The sequence below is a fragment of the Flammeovirga sp. SJP92 genome (assembly GCF_001583495.1).
Lineage (GTDB): Bacteria > Bacteroidota > Bacteroidia > Cytophagales > Flammeovirgaceae > Flammeovirga.
Genome location: NZ_LQAQ01000032.1, coordinates 88,611 through 109,125 on the forward strand (window position 1 = coordinate 88,611; position 20,515 = coordinate 109,125).

15 protein-coding genes are annotated in these 20,515 nt (G+C 35.0%); 4 read left to right on the plus strand and 11 right to left on the minus strand.

Translation table 11 applies throughout. The features are described 5' to 3' along the window. Entirely contained in the window at positions 1-531 is a 531-nt protein-coding gene (locus AVL50_RS07835) for a DinB family protein (RefSeq protein ID WP_062615934.1), read from the minus strand. Positions 532-751: 220 nt separating this feature from the next. On the opposite strand from AVL50_RS07835, the gene AVL50_RS07840 reads away from it, so the two are divergent. Then, positions 752-1,582, plus strand: coding sequence for a sulfurtransferase (locus tag AVL50_RS07840; RefSeq protein ID WP_062615935.1), 831 nt, complete (start codon positions 752-754; stop codon positions 1,580-1,582). Between the two features lie 42 nt (positions 1,583-1,624). Then, a complete protein-coding gene (locus tag AVL50_RS07845; RefSeq protein ID WP_062615936.1) occupies positions 1,625-2,560 on the plus strand; it encodes a type II CAAX prenyl endopeptidase Rce1 family protein in 936 nt (311 codons plus the stop codon). 54 nt (positions 2,561-2,614) lie between these two features. Here the strand turns inward: AVL50_RS07845 and AVL50_RS07850 are convergent, their stop codons facing one another. The 3 genes from AVL50_RS07850 to AVL50_RS07860 form a co-directional block, all read right to left on the minus strand. Next, positions 2,615-2,992, minus strand: a complete 378-nt coding sequence (locus AVL50_RS07850; RefSeq protein WP_062615937.1) for a hypothetical protein — start codon at positions 2,990-2,992, stop codon at positions 2,615-2,617. Positions 2,993-3,101: 109 nt separating this feature from the next. Then, a complete protein-coding gene (locus AVL50_RS07855) occupies positions 3,102-3,641 on the minus strand; it encodes a GNAT family N-acetyltransferase (protein ID WP_062615938.1) in 540 nt (179 codons plus the stop codon). A gap of 40 nt (positions 3,642-3,681) precedes the next feature. After that, positions 3,682-4,602 (minus strand): LysR substrate-binding domain-containing protein, encoded by a 921-nt coding sequence (locus AVL50_RS07860; RefSeq protein WP_062615939.1) that lies wholly within the window; start codon positions 4,600-4,602, stop codon positions 3,682-3,684. Positions 4,603-4,693: 91 nt separating this feature from the next. Between AVL50_RS07860 and AVL50_RS07865 the strand changes: the two genes are divergently transcribed. Both AVL50_RS07865 and AVL50_RS07870 read left to right on the plus strand, forming a co-directional pair. Continuing rightward, positions 4,694-5,062, plus strand: coding sequence for a hypothetical protein (locus tag AVL50_RS07865; protein WP_062615940.1), 369 nt, complete (start codon positions 4,694-4,696; stop codon positions 5,060-5,062). A gap of 8 nt (positions 5,063-5,070) precedes the next feature. Then, a complete protein-coding gene (locus tag AVL50_RS07870; protein ID WP_062615941.1) occupies positions 5,071-6,033 on the plus strand; it encodes a sodium-dependent bicarbonate transport family permease in 963 nt (320 codons plus the stop codon). 113 nt (positions 6,034-6,146) lie between these two features. On the opposite strand, the gene AVL50_RS07875 is transcribed toward AVL50_RS07870, so the two are convergent. The 7 genes from AVL50_RS07875 to AVL50_RS07905 all read right to left on the minus strand — a co-directional run bounded on the left by AVL50_RS07875 (position 6,147) and on the right by AVL50_RS07905 (position 20,274). Then, positions 6,147-6,602, minus strand: a complete 456-nt coding sequence (locus tag AVL50_RS07875) for a hypothetical protein (RefSeq protein ID WP_157491201.1) — start codon at positions 6,600-6,602, stop codon at positions 6,147-6,149. Positions 6,603-7,225: 623 nt separating this feature from the next. Next, the gene (locus tag AVL50_RS07880; protein WP_062615943.1) at positions 7,226-10,480 is read right to left on the minus strand and encodes a glycosyl hydrolase; all 3,255 of its coding nucleotides are present in this window, start codon (positions 10,478-10,480) and stop codon (positions 7,226-7,228) included. Positions 10,481-10,966: 486 nt separating this feature from the next. Then, positions 10,967-12,103 carry a hypothetical protein gene (locus AVL50_RS07885; RefSeq protein ID WP_062615944.1) on the minus strand — a complete coding sequence of 379 codons (1,137 nt, stop codon included), beginning with the start codon at positions 12,101-12,103 and terminating at the stop codon, positions 10,967-10,969. After that, on the minus strand, positions 12,093-13,139 hold the full coding sequence (locus AVL50_RS33490) for a hypothetical protein (RefSeq protein ID WP_062615945.1): 1,047 nt from the start codon (positions 13,137-13,139) through the stop codon (positions 12,093-12,095). Before AVL50_RS33490 ends, AVL50_RS07885 begins: the two co-directional genes overlap by 11 nt. Positions 13,140-13,162: 23 nt before the next feature. Beyond that, complete coding sequence (locus AVL50_RS07895) at positions 13,163-14,302, minus strand: tail fiber protein (protein ID WP_062615946.1); 1,140 nt, start codon at positions 14,300-14,302, stop codon at positions 13,163-13,165. A gap of 83 nt (positions 14,303-14,385) precedes the next feature. Beyond that, positions 14,386-16,053, minus strand: a complete 1,668-nt coding sequence (locus AVL50_RS07900) for a hypothetical protein (protein WP_157491203.1) — start codon at positions 16,051-16,053, stop codon at positions 14,386-14,388. Between the two features lie 600 nt (positions 16,054-16,653). Further along, positions 16,654-20,274: a hypothetical protein gene (locus tag AVL50_RS07905; RefSeq protein ID WP_062615948.1), complete on the minus strand. Its 3,621-nt coding sequence runs from the start codon at positions 20,272-20,274 to the stop codon at positions 16,654-16,656. Positions 20,275-20,515: the final 241 nt, after the last annotated feature.

The window sequence follows — 20,515 nt, forward strand, 5'->3', positions numbered from 1 at the left end:
TTATTTTGATGCTAAAAGTGGGAAATACCTTTCTTTAATGACATCCATATGGTGCAATTGATGCCCTGCAATTGTAAATCCTAATGCCAATGCAGAGATTTTAACACCGTTCGCAGACCCTGCCTGCAACAACATCTCGTCTGTAAAACTCTTGAACATTGCTATTGTGCTAACTCGAATGATTTGAAATTCATTGATCATATCATCCAATTCTCTATGGTTGGCCATACTTGCTACTACATAATCATCTTCTTCAAAGCCTGGCAGGTTCGTTTTATCCTCTCTCGCTATTGTCAACGCTCTATAGGCCAATATCCTCTCAGTGTCAATCATATGCTGCAACAGTTCGTGAGTGGTCCACTTGTTAGGAGCATATACGTCCATTTTAAGCGCTTTTAAATCCGCAACAAATTCTGCATCAATAGTTACAATAGTTTCAGACAGTGCGTCTATGACTGATAATTTGTCATCTACTTTATTAATATACCTATCAAAAAAATCAGGCATAAATGGGAGATCTTTCTTCTTCATAAAAAATATATTCGGTTATAATGACTCCTGAAAGAGCGTTAAAAATCTAAATTTCACCTTCAGCAGTCTCTAATTTAATGAAATCTTTTAATAATAAAGGTTCAAATCACTTTCTTAGTTCTGCAAGCATCATTTTTCAAGATTCAAGTGAAGTAAGATCAGCGATTAAATTGAAATATTAGTATCTTCAGTCTCAAATTTGACCTTAAAAAAATTATATATGAAAAACCTTATCACTCCTCAACAATTATATGATCAGCTAGAAGATCAAAACCTTATACTACTTGATGGAAGTCAAGATGGAAAAGCAGCTGGTTTAGCTACTGAATATCCTGATTTGATGATTGATGGAGCACGAATCTTTGATATTAAGAATGTTTTTAGTGATACTTCAAGTGGTTTGCCAAATACATTTCCTACTCCAGAGCATTTTGAAAAGGAATGTCAGAACTTGGGAATCAATAAAAATAGCTTCATTGTAGTTTATGATAACATTGGTCTTTTTTCAAGCCCAAGGGTTTGGTGGATGTTTAAGGCCATGGGGCATGAAAACATTAAAGTATTAAATGGAGGGTTACCTGCATGGTTGAAAAGTGGTTTTGACACGGTAAAAAAGGACAAAGAACAACAATTTGAGAAAGGAGATTTTAAGGCAAAGCTGAAACCTGAGAGCGTAAGATCTATGCAGGAAGTCTTGGAAAATATTACTTCTGAAAAAGAAATAGTAGTGGATGCAAGAGGGAAGCAACGTTTTGATGGAACAGTTGAAGAACCAAGACCAGGTATGAAAAGTGGTCACATTCCAAATGCTGTAAATGTACCTTTCAAAGAATTATTGAAAGAGGGTGAACTAAAAAGTGAAGTAGAACTGAAAGCAATTTTTGAAGAAAGTGTTCCAAAGGGTAAAAATCTAATATTCAGCTGTGGATCAGGAATCACAGCATGTATTGTTCACTTGGCGGCCTCCGAAATTTCAGATGTTTCAATGTCAATCTATGATGGGTCTTGGTCTGAATGGGGAAAATCAGAACATCCCATAGTCAAAAGCTAAAATCACTGCTATACTTTTTTGGATCTTTCAAAGGATTTTTTCATGAAACAACTAATTACTTACTTCAAGGATTTTCATCAAAACCTCTACAGCCCCATCACATTAATTTTAATCGGTATTTGGGCCGTTCTTTTGCTTGGTTTTAATTATCATTTTGATTTTGAAGATTCCTATATTGATACCATCCAACCATTTGCATTAAAAGGGGTTGCCTTTTTTTGCTATCATATGACGGGATATTTGGGCGTGCTCATTATTATACACTTTACCTCTGAGCGAAAAGTACTCTCGCAAAACAAAGAATTTTGGATCAAGCTCACGCTTATTTTTATGGTATTGGCGGCTTCCAGAAGTTTCCTATTTCATCATTACATTGTTGCAGATCTAGAGGGGTATGTCAAGTTGTATTTCTTTAAAGTATTGTCAAAAGCTCGAAAAGTGACTATCATTTTCACAGGGGCTATTCTACTTTATTTTATGTACGACAGGAAAGAACTGTCAAATTTTTATGGTCTTGATTTAAGGGCCAAAAACTTAAAGCCTTATTTAATTCTTCTTCTTTTGATCTCTCCTTTTATCATAGGAGCATCATTTACGGCTTCATTCCAAAAGTTCTATCCTTTTGTAAAGTACGCCCGACCTGAAGTGATGGCCATTACATTCCAACTTCCCAAGGCTCTTTTTATTGGCTTATTTGAATTGGTTTATGCTTTAGAATTTTTCGGAGTAGAGCTTTTCTTTAGAGGGGTACTAATTTTTGGATTAGTCAAATATTTGGGGAAAGATGTGGTCATTCCAATGGCTATTACCTACGCTGTATTTCACTTTGGAAAACCGCTTGGTGAATCCATCAGCTCCATTTTCGGTGGCTATATTCTTGGGGTGATTGCTTACTATTCCAAAAACCTTTGGGGAGGCATTATTATCCATATTGGAATTGCCTTGTTAATGGAGTTTTTTGCTTATATACAATTATAAACTGACAAAAAAATATACCCATGATTGGCGCGTCATGGGTATATTCTTTAGAGATTAGTCGTTGGAGATGACTTGTACTCGAATGATTTCGTCATCAATCTCAACTGTAAATCTTGTAAATTCTAGAGATAACTCTTCACAAACCGTTTCTTCTAATTCGGATTTGCTTTCCATTGTGACCTCATAACCTCTGTCTATTTCTCTTTTTATGGCTGCAGAACCCACCTTATTCTCCCAATATTCAATAACAGAAGCAATATAAGCTAGATTTGGTATATCAGACATTTGCTCGAAGATTTCATCTTCTTCATCATCTGTTTCTGCTTCAGCAAGGTCCATTAGTAAGTCGTAGTGATCTTCATGTAATAAAAATTCATGATTGACCACTTGATCGTTGCTGTTTAGATTTCTTAGTTTCTCTAAAGTTGACATATCTTATATCAGTTTATTCGCAAGCCAAGTTAATAAAAAAAAATTGAGTTAGTTTTAACCTAATATTAAGTGGCCAACCTTTTTTGATGAAAATGATAAATATAGGGCATTAGCTTACATTTAAAGTCATAGAGGTAGAGCCAAAGGACGCGTTATCGATTCTAAACATATCTTCGATTTTACCAATTTCTACAAACCCTTTTTTGAGATAAAGATTGATGGCTTTTTGGTTGCAAGTCATCACTTGTAAATCCAGCCAATTGATCTGTTCTTCTTCATCACAATAATGTATGACATATTCAAGCATCTGCAAACCAACTCCCAATCTTCTGTGACTGCTGTCTACTCCCATGCCTAAAAGCACTCTATGAGAAGAGTTCTGATCTGGATAAGAACGTATGTCTATGTGACCAATAATTTGGCCTTGTTCATTTTTGGCAAGCCATAATTTTCGCCACCCTGGTTCACCATAATTTCTAATTAAACCTACTTTGAACTTTTCCCTAAGCTGTGTTTCACCTATTCCGTGTTTCCTCGACATAGGCTGGAATAAAGCTTCTCCGTCTTTGCCATTTTCTGATAAATGTAAAGTAAGGTACTGGATAAAATCATCAAGTTCCTCTTCTTTAAATTCATGAATTGAAGTCATAATTAATGTAGTTTTAGTTTTTGTAAAGTTAGTACTAAAACTAGATTTCTTTTAGTGCCCAGGAGAAATATTTTTGTCCAATTTCTTCTTTATGCTCCTCAATATAATCCAAAAGAGCCTGATGTGCTGGTGTTAACTTTTTACCTCTATTGTAGATGATATGCCATTTCGATTCTATGGGCAACCCTTTTAAATGATAAAACTTTACGCTTTCACTTTCTAGAAAGAGTTTGGAACCAATGAGTGGCACAATAGAGAAACCAATACCTGCATTTATGGCCTGTTTCACCGCCTCATTAGAGACTAATTCCATTGATTTTTTTACATTAACATTGTTTTCTTTGAGATAATCCTGCATAGCATTTCGAGTAGCTGATCCCTCTTCTCTAAAAAGTAATGTTACTTTTTCTAAGTCTTTTGGTCTTCGAATTTTCACATTACTAAAACTACTTCCAATTAAAAACAATCTGTTTTCAATTAACTCTACAGTGTTCACTTTTAAATCAGGAGGAAGAACGGAAACTAATGAAAAATCACTTTCATTATTCGCTAACCCTTCTATTACTTTTACCTTATTGGACACGTCTATCTTAATCTCAACGCTAGGATATTTGTCCATAAAATCTTTCAAATAATAGGGAATTACATACTTACCAGTGGAGACTACAGAAATTTTTATACTTCCTGAAACCAAACCTTTGTATTGGTCTACTGTGTATTTTATGCCCTCTGCTTCTTCTAATATTTTTTTACTTCTTTCAACAATTTCCTTTCCGAAATTAGTGATATAAAGTTGCCTTCCGATAACCTCAGTAAGGGGCAATTCAAACTGATCTTGTAGTTTTTTAAGCTGTAATGATACCGCTGGCTGGGTCAAATAAAGCTCTTCTGATGCCTTCGTAATGCTTTGGTGTTCAGCAATTTTAAGGAGTACTTTTAGTTGGTGTAAAGTGAAATTCATAAACAATTACTTATATTTTTCATAAATATATTAAATAAAAACTTATGAATTTTAATCTGTAGGTTTGTGTCAACAATAAAACATAAATACTATGACTAAGAGTACAAGAAACACAACGACAGATTTGCAAACAAAAGACGTAACAAGTCTTGCAACAAGAACTGCTCAAGATGAGCTAACCATTCACATCAAGTCTACAATGAAGCATGAGAATGTATCAGCTTCTAGTAACGGCCGGAAAGCCATTGATCCTTCCCAGCTTCTTTCAGTATTGCAAGAAACACTGAATGAGAAAGGTGAAAACCAAATTGTAACAGATCATCTGATTGGTTCTAACGAAGTGGAATTTCAGAAAGGGAAACTTTCGTATTCCACATTACACAGCTTTTTACTCAAAGCAGAACAGATGGGTAAAAAGGTGACATATGAAAAAGTTTACACAGTAAAAATTTCTGATTAACATCTAATATGGACATTCAAGTACTTATAGAAAACGTAACAAATCCCGCACTTCTTTTTTTCGTTCTTGGCATTATCGCTGTACAAATCAAAAGTGACCTAGAGATTCCAGAGAACAGTTCCAAATTTATATCCATTTACCTTTTACTCTCCATAGGTTTCAAAGGTGGGCAAGAACTTTCTCATAGTGGTATGAATCTGGAAATTCTATCGAGCATTTTCTTAGGATTATTTCTAGCCATCACTATCCCAATTTCCTCCTTCTTGATTCTGAAACGAAAAATGAGTATTGCAAATGCAGGAGCAATTGCTGCATCTTATGGTTCTGTGAGTGCTGTCACTTTTGTCACTGCCACTTCATTTCTAGAATTTGAATCGATTAATTTTAATGGACACATGATTGCGGTTATGGCCATTATGGAAGCCCCTGCAATTGTGATGGGGGTAATGTTGATCAATTACTACAAAAAAGGAAATAGTAACGATAAATCAGGTATTTCGAAATTATTATGGCACTCGGTAACTAACGGAAGTGTAATATTAATATTTGGTAGTTTACTGATCGGTTTTACGGTATCAGCTGAACATGCAGAAGGAATCAAACCATTTACCACAGACATATTTAAAGGTTTTTTAGCCATATTCCTGCTAGACATGGGCATCACGAGTGGTAAACAATTATCACTGTTGGTGAGCAAAGGGCTTTCACCCTTCCTTTTCTCTTCCATTATGCCTTTTGTCAACGGATTAATAGCACTTTTAATCAGTCAGCAAATCACTGACAACCCTGGTAATCAATTACTATTTGCAATCCTAGGTGCAAGTGCATCGTACATTGCAGTTCCTGCCGCAATGAAACAGATTGTACCCGACGCCAATCCAAGTTTATACCTCCCTATGGCACTGGGCATTACTTTCCCTATCAATGTCATAGTCGGTATTCCCTTCTATTACACCTTAATAAATATGTAAAGATATTAGGATTCAGTAGTCAAAGTAAGTTAACTCAATTTAGCATGAAGAAGCATTAACGCACCATTCACCCCGCAGATTTTATAGGCGGGGTGTTTTATTTTTTATAATTATCAAGAGATCCCTGTATTCACTTTTTCAATAAGTATCCATTGATAAAGTACCCAGATGTATTTGGATTCCCACCCTGCTCCATATTCTTTAGCCGCTTCAGCTTCATGGATGGTATTAATAAAAAATGGATGACTGCCATCAAATTCTAACAAATAAATTAAAGTATAACCTTGATGGAGTAATCCCATAACATCTCCTTTCGTTTCTAAAGACAATATATCAGTTGAGTAAGGTTGAAATGGCAATATTTCCTCCTTTATTTCTACAGAAGTAGCGTTTAAGTTTGAAACCACTGCAATCGAAACCTCATCATTATCCATATATTCTAAGATATAACTGATGTAGTTTTTCCCAACTTGATTTAAAATAGTTTTGGGAGCTATGGTATAAAAAGTGATGGTTTGTAGTATCATCAAACACAGTATGATAAAGATAAGTTGCTTAAGAAGTTTCATTATAATTTGTTTTTGATCCGTTAATTTAATGAATATAATCTAAGTACATTTAAGCAAATTGTAAACTAAGTTTTCATTAACTTTCAATCAATATTTTACAAGCTTTTTATGATCTACTTCCAAGCTTCTTCTTTCTTCATTTTTCCATTGATGAAAAACGAAGCAAAAATTCAAGGCTTAGAAGTCAAAAGCTAAATTTCATTCCACTCGCCTTAATGATTTTAAACTCGCTTTGCTCAAACAAGAAAATCATTTTTTAACGGCTCAATTCATGAAATTCTTAACGCTTTTCCCTTCAATGCCAGGGGAAGTACTACCAAACTAAAATGGTAGAAAGTTCACTGGCGCGAATGTTAAGCGTCAGTGTCATTCGTGCCCTACAGATCATTAGAAATCTCCTGATTTCTAAATGTCAAAAATATTTGAAAATTTAGTTGACAATGTACTAAGTACTGTGACAAAAGAAAAAGAAGATTGCTACAATGAACAATCTCCTTTTATTATTTTTTAGTAAAGCAAACTATTTCGAAATTATCACCTCCTTTCAAGTATCTCTTGATTTCTAAATACTACAAGTGGTCGATAACTTCGTTTACAATGTATAAAATATATCAATTGAACATTTATTCTGTTCCTTCAATCCAAGCACCATTTGCTTCTAAAACTTTTGCTCCAATCTCTTTCACTTCTGTTTTTAAAGGAGCTAATTTTTCCTGAAGTGCTTTTAGTTCATCCTCTATGATTTTCACCGTTTTTAAATGTGTGGCAGTTGGTCCATAAGTAGACATCGAAATACCACGGTTCAAAGCAAAAAGTCTTTCACCAATTGTGGTCTTACTTTTCTCTCCTACCTCATTTTTGGCTGGATTTCCATTAAACTGGGTATCCAAACTTGCCAATTGTGTATTCAAAGTGGCAATTCTCTCCATCATTTGATGATCCAATGAAGAACTTACAGCTGCATTGAATAGTTTCGTGCTTGCTTTTTGAGTATTTGATAATTGAATAGACAATGTACTGACCTCACGTGTCAGGTTTTCGTATTTACGCCAGAAAGCCACAACCTCATCCATTGCACTTCCTTCAAGGGCTGTTTTGCCTAATCGCTCTACTTCCACATTGACAGGACCTGAAAGGACTCTTGATTTTCCACCTTCAAAAGCATTCAAAGTAGCACTATACGTGCCTGGAGAAACTAACAAAGCGGTCAAATATTCTTCCTTATCATTCAACATAATAGTGCCCGTACCTCCTACTTTTAAATCCCAAGTCACACGGTTAAACCCTTTTGCATTAGAAGCATTTACCCTATTGATAATATGTCCTTCTTGGTCTTTAATCTCAAGATAAACAAATGGTTTCAATTCTCTTTTCTCTTGATCTAACACTTCCCATCCTGGAAAAGAAGCTTTACCTTTTTCCTTTTCATCTGCTTGTCGTTCCTCTTCCAAACTTAAGATTGGTTCCTTCAAATAATATGTGAATACAGCACCAAAATCAGGATTTTCGGCCAAATACATTTGACTACCTTGCGTACCTCTTGCATCATCAAAATCAACAGTTGACTTTTGGATATACCACCACGCTTTTCTAGGTTCAAATAAAGTAGCCGTAGCTTCCAATTGCTCTTTATTTACTCCTCTCAATGCGGAGTAATCGTCTAATATATAAAAACCTCTACCAAAAGAAGCGGCCACTAAATCATTCTCTCTCCTTTGAATCGCTAAGTCTCTGAAGGAAATAGTTGGAATACCGGCTTTCATCTCCGTCCAGCTTTGTCCACCATCTACCGTAAAGAAAACACCAAATTCAGTTCCTGCAAACATTAGATCTTTATTGACATGGTCTTGAACAATTCTCCAAACCAAGTTCTTTTCTCCTAAACCATTTTCAATTTTTGTCCATGTTTTACCCTTATCATTACTCTTCAATAAGTAGGGTTTATAATCTCCTTCTTTATGATTGTCTAACGCAACATATAGCGTATTTTCATCAAATAAATCTGCTTTGATGTCATTCACATAACTTCTTGAAGGCGCTCCCAAAGCACTTACCTCTATTTTAGTCCAAGTTGCTCCTTCATCTGACGTAACTTGAATCAAACCATCATCGGTACCAATAAAAATAACTTTTTCATTTTTTGGTGAAACAGCAATGGAAGTAATTGTACTGAAATTCGACATTGCATAAATATCCCAAGGGGAATCCCAGCTTTGTGTCCCTCCCATAATCGGCAAGGCAATACGCTCTTCATTTCTAGTTAAATCTCCTGATAAAGCGGTCCATGAATCACCTCTATTGGTCGATTTCCAAAGTCTTTGTGATCCATGATAAATGGTTGATGGCTGATGTGGAGATACTAAAATAGGAGCATCCCAATTGTAACGTTCATAGTTTTCATCAGCATCAGGTTGAGGCATAATATCGATCACTTCCCCAGCTTTTAAATCAATTCTTGACAACGTACCCTGTTGACGCTGACCATACATAATATCAGGATTACCTGGTTCTGTTGCAGGTTGATGACCATCCCAGTTTAGCACCACTTTCCAGTCGGCATTTCTGATACCATGGTGATTATCCGTTCTTGATGGTCCACCTTCTGTACTGTTATCTTGTGTTCCTCCGTAAACATTGTAAAATGGTTCTGCATCATCAACTGCCACCTTATAAAACTGAGTGATAGGAATATTTTCCATATAGCGCCAAGTGGTTCCCAAATCGAAACTTTCATATACACCTCCATCGGTTCCCACCAAAATATAGTTAGGATCTGAAGCCTTGAAAGCCATTGCGTGGTTGTCGCCATGCTTTGCCGTTTCATCCATATAAGTAAACGTTTTTCCTCCATCTTCTGATTTCATCAAACTGTTGTTCATAAAATAAAGACGGTCAAACTTATGTGGTGAAGCATATATTTCTTGATAATAATGTGGCCCCGTTCCTCCTGAAACTACATCTGACATTTTAGTCCAATTGCCACCTCTGTTATCCGATCTCCAAACACCTCCTTTTCTGCGGTTCAACTCAATGGCGGCATACAAAACATCAGGATTTTGAGGAGAGATAGCAAGGCCTGTTTTACCCCACTTTCCTTCTGGAAGACCGGCTTTTAACTGCGTCCAAGAATCGCCTGCATCATCAGAACTATAAATTCTTGATTGCTCACCACCGCCCATCCAAGCGGCAACTGTTCTGTGATGTTCCCATGTAACAGCATATATACGGTCAGGATTTCGAGGATCAAAAACCATATCTGTTACCCCTGTATATTGCTCATCTCCTAACGTTTTTTTCCAAGTTTCTCCTCCATCCGTAGATTTGAAAAAACCTCTTTCACCTCCTGGGCTCCAAAGTGGTCCTTGAGAAGCTACCATAATCACATCAGAATTCTCAGGGTGGACCATAATTTTGGAGATATGTTCGGATTTTTTGAGCCCTTTATTTTCCCAAGTTATCCCTCCGTCTGTACTTTTATAAATACCATCGCCGAAGGCAATATGACGTCCGCCAACATTCTCTCCAGTTCCAACCCAAACCGTATTTGGATTTTGAGGATCGAGCGTAACACAACCAATAGAAAATACTGATTGCTGATCAAAAATTGGCTGAAAAGTAGTACCTGCATTGACTGTTTTCCATACACCACCTGATCCCACTGCCACATACCAAATATTCTCATTGGTTGGGTCAATGGCTAAATCTGCAATCCTTCCCGACATAAATGCAGGCCCAATACTTCTAAACGTGAGACTGTCAAAAAGATGGGAGTCAATTGGTTCTACCTTAGCAACTGTAGATTTCTTTCTTTGTGCATAACTTTGATTACTTCCCATAATCAAGAATGCTACGAGGAGCAATAGTGAAATTTTTCTCATAAAATTTAGTTTATAGTAGATGTAAGACCAGGAAATTGAATTGGTTATCAGCATTTGATAATCCTGACCTCATGTTTAAATAATGAATGCTTAACTATTTTGTTTTATTTATTTTGTTCAATGAATTGGAAGAGTAATGTTAAGTTAAAAACTTTCTTTTGGGATATTAAATTTTAGAAGCATTTTCTTCCCTCATTCTCAATGTTATGCCTTCAGGTGAAAAGAAAATTCCATCAATAAAAAACCCCGGAAATGTAGATTATACATTTTTCGGGGTATTATGAGGTTTTATATACTCTTGTGCTATTGTATTATAATAAGTACAAATTCAAAATTATCTAATACTAATTCTATTTATTGTTTTGCGATTACTGCCTTCAAAAAACTTTTAATAGAACCACTATTAATACATTTTTTAGCGTTGTACTCTCAAAAAATAAATTAGAATTAACTATAATTTATTTTTGATTTAGAACTTACGAATTTTTATTTATCCTTTTCTAAAAGAAGATGAACCAATTTTTCTAATTCAACAACTTTATTTTCTAGCGTTTCATTATGTTTTTTCATTTCTTCAATTCGCTCCTCTTGATTGATTGTATACAAAGTCAATTCCTCAATTTTTTGTAAGAGTTTGGCATCCATTTCACCAAGGTTTGTACCATTTTTTAATACTTCTGTTTCGCTTGGAATGTTAGGCAAATGTCCATTTTTTTTTATGAATTGATCGACTTCACTTAACGTAGGTAGAATATATTCATCTTTGAAAACAAAATCTGACCAACTATTATTATTAGAATGAAAACTAACACCTTTAATCGAACCATTAACTTCTAATTTATGAGTAGGGCTCTCTGTACCAATTCCAACGTAACCATTACTTTGCTTAAAATAAGCTGTTGGATTTTCCCATGGACCTATAGTTACAGCTGTTATAGCATCTAAATTTATTGATCCTGCCGAACTAGAAGGACTACCTCCTTTCCAATTTTCATCGAAAAAATGTATTGTTCCTATTTTAGTAGAACCTTTAAACCCCCTAATTGCGTTATAATCTTCATTCTCAACCTCAATCTCAATGGCTGAATGATCATAACCGTATTGATATTTTCCAGGAATACGCAATCCTTTTGTTGAAGTAACACCATTTACAGTTAAGTTATAATTTGGATTTTGAGTTCCTATACCAACAAAACCATCATTTGCCCTAAAATAAGCAGCTGGATTATCCCATGTACCAATAGTTACTGCTGTAACAGGGTCAAAGTTGATTGAACCAGCTGATTTCGTTGGATCACCCTGATGCCAATTATCATCAAAAAAGTGAATAGTACCTAGCTTTTGATCTCCATTAAATGCTCTAATTGCATTATAATCTTCATCTTTTACTTCTAATTCAATTGCTGAAGTAGACGATCTACCATAATCATATCGACCTAGAATTCTTATACCTCTCGAGTAAGTTCTATTATTCAAATGCAATTGTCCATCTATTGTGGTTACATTATTAGTTTGTTCAACCTTAACTTCTGAAGTCTTAATTTGTGCAAATACACCGAGAGTGATAAAAGGGGATAAAGATAATATCCCTGTTATTAATACCTTTAATGTTTTATTTTTCATTTTGCTCCATATTATTCAATAACTGAAGTATAAGTTGTTGTTGTTTTAAAATAGTTTCGTTTTGCTCATCTAACCTTTGGTCTTGATGGTTAAGTCGTTTTTCCTGCTCAATAGTATACAAAGTCAATTCCTCAATCTTCCTCAACAACATCGCTTCTGTCTCACCAACATTTACCCCATTTTCTTCTACTTCTTTAGCTGATGGAACATCTGGTAAATGTTTATGCTCTTTGATATGGGCTTCTACTTCTGAAAGAGATTTTAGGTTATAATCTTCTTCGAATACATAATCTGCCCAGCCTGTGTATACTTTTACTTCTTCGGCTCTGATTTTACCAGCCACAGAAAGTTTGTAATCCCCTCTTGAAGTTGTTCCTATACATAATGAATTATGGATAATAGCATTGCCATACATATTTATTTTAAAACGACTTTGCCATCCCCCACCATTCCAGTGGTTATAACCAATATCAAAAATATCAGCCCCATCATCTCCAATATTTATCCTCAAATGTGTATTTTCTCTGCTTTCATTATATCTACCCATCCATACTGCATCTCCATTAAGGTGGGCTCCTCCAAAGTATATTTTTTTACCTAGAAAGTCATTTTGTGTAGATTCATCAGCATAATAAGATCCTACCATCAAATTCCCTCCTAATGTCTGATCACCTTGATTATGTAATACTTTTGCCCATGTACCCAAACCTTCTGCACTTCTTGATCTAAAATAAAGTGTTGGAGTTGATGGGCTATGCTTAATGAGCAGTTGTCCTCCATATTTAGCATCTGAATATAAATTGGACCTATGGCCTAAATTTACACCCCAAAACCAGCCAGAAGATTCAGGTGCTGAAGGCAAACTATGAGCATCAAAAAAGCCACATTGCCATAAATCGTCCCAACTTTTGGCTTCTAAAGGTTCATTTGCTAAAATACTCTTGGTCACTGTTAAGTGGCCTTTAATTTCCTGGTTTTGAGAAAATACTTTTACAGAAATCAGAAGAATCGAAAGTAAAATAAATGTCTTTTTCATAATATATATTTCAGTTTATTAGTTTAGTTTTTTTGAATTGATTGAATCATTTCTTTTAAAGATTTAAGCTCATTTTTTAAATCTTGAACTTCTCTTAATTCATTTTTCAAATTGGAAATTTCTTTCTCTTGTTCAATAGTATACAATGTCAACTCCTCAATCTTCCTCAACAACATCGCCTCTGTCTCTCCTACATTTACCCCATTTTCTTCTACCTCTTTGGCTGATGGAACATCTGGTAAATGTTTATGCTCTTTGATATGGGCTTCTACTTCTGAGAGAGTTTTTAGGTTGTAATCTTCTTCAAATACGTAGTCTGCCCAGCCTGTGTATACTTTTACTTCTTCGGCTCTGATTTTACCTTTTACAGATAATTTAAAATCAGAAAGGTTTGTTGTCCCAATACCAACATGCCCTCTATAATCCATTCTCATAGCTTCCGTTCCATTTAAGATAAAAGCTAAAGGGTTATTTGTTCCCGTTGTGGAAATCACCTGCCTTCCTGCTGCTCCTTCTCCATAGATATTGATGGTCCTTGTCGCTAAATCTTGAATAGACAGACCTGACGTGCTTTCTTTTTCTGTAGACTGCTTTATTAAAAATTTAGATGTTGGTGTTATTGTGCCGATCCCTACATGCCCTCTGTAATCCATTCTCATTACCTCAGTACCATTTAAGATAAAAGCTAAAGGGTTATTGGTGCCTGTTGTTGAAATCACTTGTCTACCTGAAGCACCTTCTCCATAAATATTGATGGTCCTTGTCGCTAAATCTTGAATTGACAAACCTGAATTACTTGTCTCTGAAGATTGTTTGATAAATAGTAGTGATTTAGGAGAATCTGTTCCTATTCCAACTTTATAGTTATTGATTCTCAGAACAGATTTCCCGGTATGATCAGTAAATTCGAAACCTCCATCAGCATTCCCATAACTACTGCTCATACTGTTTTTAAAACGTATCATCATACTTTTGTCATCGGAAGAGTATTGTTCTATTGATCTATCCGGCCACCCCCAATGTAATTTTTCACCTGTCCCACCTAATGTGATACTTTTTTTCACATCCAAGTTGCCATTTACTGTCTCGTCCTGACCATATGTATTCAAACTCACTAATATTATTGTGATCAAAATTTGAAGTCTTAGAAGCATAGTTTTCATCTTTTAAAGAGTATTTAAATATTTAATTTTTTCAATCATCATTAGCCCACGACTTAAGTCGTGGGCTAATGATGATATACCTATTATTTATCCCCAATCCCATTAAACCCAATTCTAAAGACCCAAGGGCTGTTTTGGAGGGGATTGTCTTCTGTTTCATAGACAAAAGAATAAAGCAGTTGGAAGTTGATGCCGAAGAAATTGCCGAATTGAAAAGTGTAGCCGGTACCTGCTCTGAGGGAGGGATACCAATGTCTTTTGTATTCGGGTTGTGAAGGATCTGAGGCATTCATGCCTTCTATTTCTGCGTCTATGTGCGGGTATCCTTTGAGGGGTGTATATTGTGTGAACACTCGGCCTCCGTAGACCCAAAGGTCTTTGTCTTCTACTCTGGAATAGCGGAGTAAGGGGGACAGACCTATGTTTGTTTTCTTTTTGGTCCCTACTGTTTTATAGAACTGAGGGGCTACTTCCACTCCAGGGGTTTCTCCTAATGTCATATTGATGCCTCCTCCTACTTTGAGGAATTTGCCGACATCAATGGTGGCTTCTGGAATTTCCAATTGGTCCATTTCTGGATTGGCAAATGGAATGTCTTTTTTGGTGGACAGTTGAAATTGCCATGGGTTGCCGTCTACGGGGTCTACCCAACCGGTTTTTCGCATGGCGGAAGCTTCTATGGAGAAGAATTTTCCGACTTGCAAAGAATATCCTGCTCCTATCAGCACATCACTTTTCCAGCTTGAAGTGGGGGAAGGTGTGATGCCTTCTTTGGAGATGGAAAGGGAATCGGCTTCGTACAATCCGGAATATTCTACTTGTAGATAAGGCAGGTATTTGTGGGGTTGTACTCTGGCGAAGGCTCTTCCTCCAAAGGACCAATTGGTATGCAGGGAATCATACACCATTGAGATATTCGGGCCAATGCCTACACTCCAAGCTTTGCTGAGGGGCAGTTGCAAAGACGGGGAATAAGTAACTTTGAGTGGATCTTGCTGTGCAATTGTGATCGTGTTCCCGATATTAAGTGCTTTAGTTAGCAAGCCTAGACCTTCTCCGAAGGGCATATTTTGCATGTCCTTGAATTTCTCCAGCATTTTGAGGTTAGGACTTTGGATTTCTCGGTTGGGGTCAAAACCATTGAGATTGCTTTTGACCACTTGATCTAAGCCTTTTTTGCCAAATCCTACAGAAATGCCTGCCAGTACGCCCCAGTCATTGTGCTGATAGTGGTAGTTGATATCTGAATACAACGTAATGATTTTGTCCTTTTTGTTTTTCCATGCATAACCACCGCCTGCACTGATATAATTGGTGTTCGGTTGCCATCCATGACCTGCATTGAGCATTCCTTTTCTTTGTGCACCTAATCTGTATTTTACTTTTCCCTCGGCCAGCCAACGGTCTGAAATACCCAACGACAAGGAATCAGTATTGAGCATCACATTCAACCCCATCATTGCTTCTGCTTCCCAACGCAAATAGCGATAACTTACGCCTGCGGTGAGATAAGGGGCAATGTTTGGAGCTATTGTTTCCCCACGATTGAAATCGTAGACTTTTGATGCACCTATTCTTCCTCCTACAAAAGGCACCAACTGTGGCATCTTTCCCATCTGCAACAAACTGTCTTCCAACTGCTGTTGTTGAAGAAGCTGTTTTTGTTGCTTCAGCTCAGAAAGTGAGGGATAGGTTTGTGCATGCAAAACCTCCAATGTGAAAAATAAAAAAAGTAAGAGAGTGTATCTCATTTTTTGATGTTTGCTTTTTATCATCTTGTGTTATAAGTCAAAGACTTAATCCATAGGTAAGTTCCGAGTGATACCAGTTAACACTCTGAACAGTGGGAAGTACACATAACAGTTGTTCGATTTATGGCGTAAATATACTACAATTTTTGTTGAGAAGTTGAAGTTTTCAAATCACAAATAGTAAGAAAAAAATGGGTGAAGAGTGTTACCTTATAAGGTGACACTCTTCACCCTTAGTAGGTACACCTCTTTCCCCTTTCCATGTCGTAACCCCTTCCCTTATAAGGGTGAACACCTCACCTTTAGGAGGGTGATAATCTCAACCGGATAGAGATTCGTGAAATTCCCTGAGAACTTGGACTCCCAAAAACCACTTTCTACATAAGAGTAGGTAAAGGTCAATTTTGAAAGTATAGTTATCAAAAATTGACCTTTATGTTTTACCTATTTTCTTTTTTATTTGAAGTTATAAGTTGGAAACTTATTCTATAGCCAAGTTCGAAGTGATACTGTTGCTTAACACTCATAACATTGGGGATAATTTTTGTAAAAAAACTAAACTATGAATTAGGAGGAATAATATGTTAAATAGATTCTTCTCTATTTATTTAATAATTTATAATCATAAGCTGAAATTACATTTCCATCTTCTTTTACTTCAATTAGCCTACCAGTAGTATCATACTTATATGTAAAAAGCTTTCCATTAATATCCATTTTCTCACTAATACCAAAACCTTCTTTATAAGCATACAACTCAATTTGGGCTGCAGGTAATATAGTTTGAATTGCTTTCAAAGCATCTGTAATTACCTCTCCCGAAAAACTTTCTAGATTTGTAATTTGATCTGATGTCAATTCATTATTATTAATATCTTTTATTGAACCATTATCATAAGTAGCTCCAATAATTTTTGCTATAGGTAAATATGTTTGTGTTTCACCACTTTTTTTATACCCGTATAGATAACAATAATGTATGTCACTTTTATCCGTTTCTTCTAGAATATGATATGGAAATTCATCACCTCTTTTTTCTATTTTATATTCAGATATGAGTTTCTCATTACTATTTTCTGACTTTTGGTGATATGCTGATATATTTTCTAATAACCTTTTACCGTCATATAATTTAGAACTAAAATTGATTCTTTTTCTATTTGATGAATAACTTGAATTGTAAGAGCTATATAAATCTTTTTGATTTTCAATTATTTCTAAAGGCTGAGCTATTCTATTATAATTGACTAATGAACTTTTAATAGTCGTACTATAATCATCGATATTATCATAAGGATATTTATTTTCTAAATATGATATTGTTGAATAAAGTTGATCCTTATTTTTTACTTCAATAGACTTTGTTTGTAAGTAATCATCATAGTTATAATAGGTAATGACTTCATGTGATTTTTTATTGGAATAATTTTTTGAAATAGATTTATAGGGTTTTACAAAACCGATATCAAAAACGTTTAAACTCAATATCCACCTTCCCCTATAGAGATGATTATTCATCATCATTCCAACACTTTCACACTCTGGACCCGAGTATTCATCTCTTACTGACATTGAAGCTAAATCAATATTATCTCTTTTATAACTTCGATATAAATATTCTTCTGACGTTAAAAGATCACCTCTTTCGTTATATTTTTTTTCATATAAAATAGATCCATTCTTTTTATTATTCTTCAACCAAAGAGAGGAGGTATTAAGACCAGTACTTGGTTCATTATAATAATCAATAGTATGTTTACCTCCATCTGAATATATCAATGACACAGATGAATAACCTATATGAGATCCTGTTGAACCAGGTATTTTAGTACTAAAACTATTCGAACTAATAGTCCATTTCTCATATAGATAATCTGAAACATTTATAGTATAATTTACAGTAATATCATCAACGACATCAATTTGCTCCTTAAACGTAATAAAAACATTACCATTTTCTAAAATAGTTGCTCTTACTTGATATGACTTTTGAAGTGTCGTTTTTGTATTAGTATGTGAAATCACGTCTGTTAGACCTTGCTTCTGAATAGCAGTACTATAGAACAATGGCACTTGAATCAATTTCCCTGTATTAATACCATCTTGTTTATAATTATAATCTACTTTCTTAGTTGTTTCCCCGTTTTGGTCTAAATAACTGATTGATTTCACTCTCATACCCCCTCCTATACTTTCGTGGAGTTCAGGATATACATTCTTAGGATAAGCATCAAAAGAGAAACTATAATTTAAATATGGACCTGGGAACCATCTAGAAACTCTATAGTTTCCAGCTGGAAGATTAAAGTGAACAACGTCTGTTGCATAACACTTCTTGTCTTTCCTAAAGTCATTCATAAAATCAATAGTGGGGTTCCAAGTGAGATTGAAATTATTTCCTTCATCCAAAGATTCTATTTCAAAAAAGAAATATGGATTTCCTGGACGATTTTCTAATATTGAAATTGCATAATCTTTAGCTGCTTCTATTTCTTCAGATGATTCAAGATATGTATCAGTTCCAAAAGAAATATGAATAGTTAACTCTACATTTTCATTATCACCCACCTCAATTTCTTCAGAAAGATATCTTGTATCAGCGTATCCACTTTGTTTATATTCAATCATCGAAGAAATAGACCCTTCTTTCATTTCCTGTCGATTTGGCATTATAAAATTGTTGAAACGATGTGCCTCAAAATCATATACTATCGCTCCTCCTGTAGGAAGATTGATTTTCTTCAAAGACCAAGCCTTAAAACGTCCTTCTTCATCTGTTCCCCTGTTACCTCCCGTTGTTGTTCTCAACTTTGGAAGGTTGTTTACTTTATGAAGTAAAAGTAAATTTGGGAATAAATAGGTATTACTTTCTCCATTATAATAGCCCCAATAATCTACTGCTTTACTATTTTTCTTGGGTAAAGAATAAGTCTCGTCGTATTCGAATGAATAAACTTCAATGGGGTTAGTAGAAGTTGAATTCTCGTTGATACTATATCCTGATAGTTTTAACCTCTTTTCTAAATAATCAATTGAACTATTTTGTGGATCAGAGTCAAAATAATCATTATTATCTAATTTAATGCATCTTACTTCTTTATCATATCTATCATATTTTGTGATACTCTTAAGTGCATAATTTTTTTTACTATCAATAGTTTTTAAATCTTCTCTTTTAGTGGTGTAATAATCAAATACTATATGTTCGCCAAAATTATTCTCTACTTTGCTTAACCTTCTTGTTTTAAAATCTACATAACATCCTGAGCTTTGGGGAACATGATTAAGTGGATCAGTTTCAACTAACGTTTTGGCAGATGTATTATAATAAGTGAGAGGTTGAATTTCTACTCTATAATCATAAGTATTTTCTTCTCTAAATTCATCAAACTCATCTCTACCTCCTTGACTACCATCCTCGTATGTGAAAATTAGAAAATTATTGTTATAACTAACAATACTTGCAATACGCCAACTTGGTGTACTGTTCGCTAAATTTGAATTTTTTCTATGCTCAACATAACCAAAGTTAAATTTCGTACCATTTGAGTCTATTATTTCCCAAGTATTATAAGTATTATTATAGGAAATTTTACAATTAGGATCTCCATCTAATATAACCCATTTATTTGTTTTAAAGTCTTTCATAAAACGTATATTCAATAAGCTAGATGAAATAGAATATACATCAGGTTGAAACTCTCCCCATTCTAATTGTTCAGCAATCCTTGCTCGGGGTTCATCTTTGTAAGACCTTGGGTCTGTATCACATGCCCACGTTTCCTCATCGATAACTGACCGTCTTTGGTTAGTTGATGTTTTTACTGGAAAATCATTCCATATCTTCAATAAATTCTCAACTTCATCTTCTGTGTAGTTAAGATTTGGATCTAAATCTACTTTCCCAATTGGACTTACGGTTAAGACGATGTCATTGTTTAAGGACCAACCTAAACCTACATTGGTGGATTGGTCTGATACTCTAACTCCCCCTGCATGATAGGAAAGGGATAAAGGATAGTTTAAGTCTCCACTCTTTAAGCCTAATAAAGGATAAGAAATAGCAGGGATGCCTGTATACGTTCCAACGGGTACTTCATCATACCTTTGTATTGCCCTTACTTGTGGGTCTTGTGGTGTAATTCCATTAATAGTTTGACCTTGTATAGTGGATATAAAGGTTGTAAATAGTAATAGAATGAAGATGATATATTTTTTCATTAGTTTACTATGCTTTTTTTTGTTTAAAAAGATAAGTTTGAAATTTAATCAATAGGTTGGTTTGGAATAACATTTCCTTTCACACTTCGACAGTAGGAGTGTGAAATATCATTGCTGTTTCCTTATCAAATCTTTACAGATAATATTATTTCATTATGTTTATTATTAATAAAGTCTTCTACCTTAGTAGGTAAGCTTCTGTCACCTCTACATGTTACGATCCCACTCCTTATAATGTGGA

Coding starts and splice junctions, on each gene's coding strand:
- AVL50_RS07835 (WP_062615934.1), bottom strand. CDS start 531: ATGAAGAAGAAAGATCTCCCATTTATGCCTGATTTTTTTGATAGGTAT.
- AVL50_RS07840 (WP_062615935.1), top strand. CDS start 752: ATGAAAAACCTTATCACTCCTCAACAATTATATGATCAGCTAGAAGAT.
- AVL50_RS07845 (WP_062615936.1), top strand. CDS start 1,625: ATGAAACAACTAATTACTTACTTCAAGGATTTTCATCAAAACCTCTAC.
- AVL50_RS07850 (WP_062615937.1), bottom strand. CDS start 2,992: ATGTCAACTTTAGAGAAACTAAGAAATCTAAACAGCAACGATCAAGTG.
- AVL50_RS07855 (WP_062615938.1), bottom strand. CDS start 3,641: ATGACTTCAATTCATGAATTTAAAGAAGAGGAACTTGATGATTTTATC.
- AVL50_RS07860 (WP_062615939.1), bottom strand. CDS start 4,602: ATGAATTTCACTTTACACCAACTAAAAGTACTCCTTAAAATTGCTGAA.
- AVL50_RS07865 (WP_062615940.1), top strand. CDS start 4,694: ATGACTAAGAGTACAAGAAACACAACGACAGATTTGCAAACAAAAGAC.
- AVL50_RS07870 (WP_062615941.1), top strand. CDS start 5,071: ATGGACATTCAAGTACTTATAGAAAACGTAACAAATCCCGCACTTCTT.
- AVL50_RS07875 (WP_157491201.1), bottom strand. CDS start 6,602: ATGAAACTTCTTAAGCAACTTATCTTTATCATACTGTGTTTGATGATA.
- AVL50_RS07880 (WP_062615943.1), bottom strand. CDS start 10,480: ATGAGAAAAATTTCACTATTGCTCCTCGTAGCATTCTTGATTATGGGA.
- AVL50_RS07885 (WP_062615944.1), bottom strand. CDS start 12,103: ATGAAAAATAAAACATTAAAGGTATTAATAACAGGGATATTATCTTTA.
- AVL50_RS33490 (WP_062615945.1), bottom strand. CDS start 13,139: ATGAAAAAGACATTTATTTTACTTTCGATTCTTCTGATTTCTGTAAAA.
- AVL50_RS07895 (WP_062615946.1), bottom strand. CDS start 14,302: ATGAAAACTATGCTTCTAAGACTTCAAATTTTGATCACAATAATATTA.
- AVL50_RS07900 (WP_157491203.1), bottom strand. CDS start 16,053: ATGAGATACACTCTCTTACTTTTTTTATTTTTCACATTGGAGGTTTTG.
- AVL50_RS07905 (WP_062615948.1), bottom strand. CDS start 20,274: ATGAAAAAATATATCATCTTCATTCTATTACTATTTACAACCTTTATA.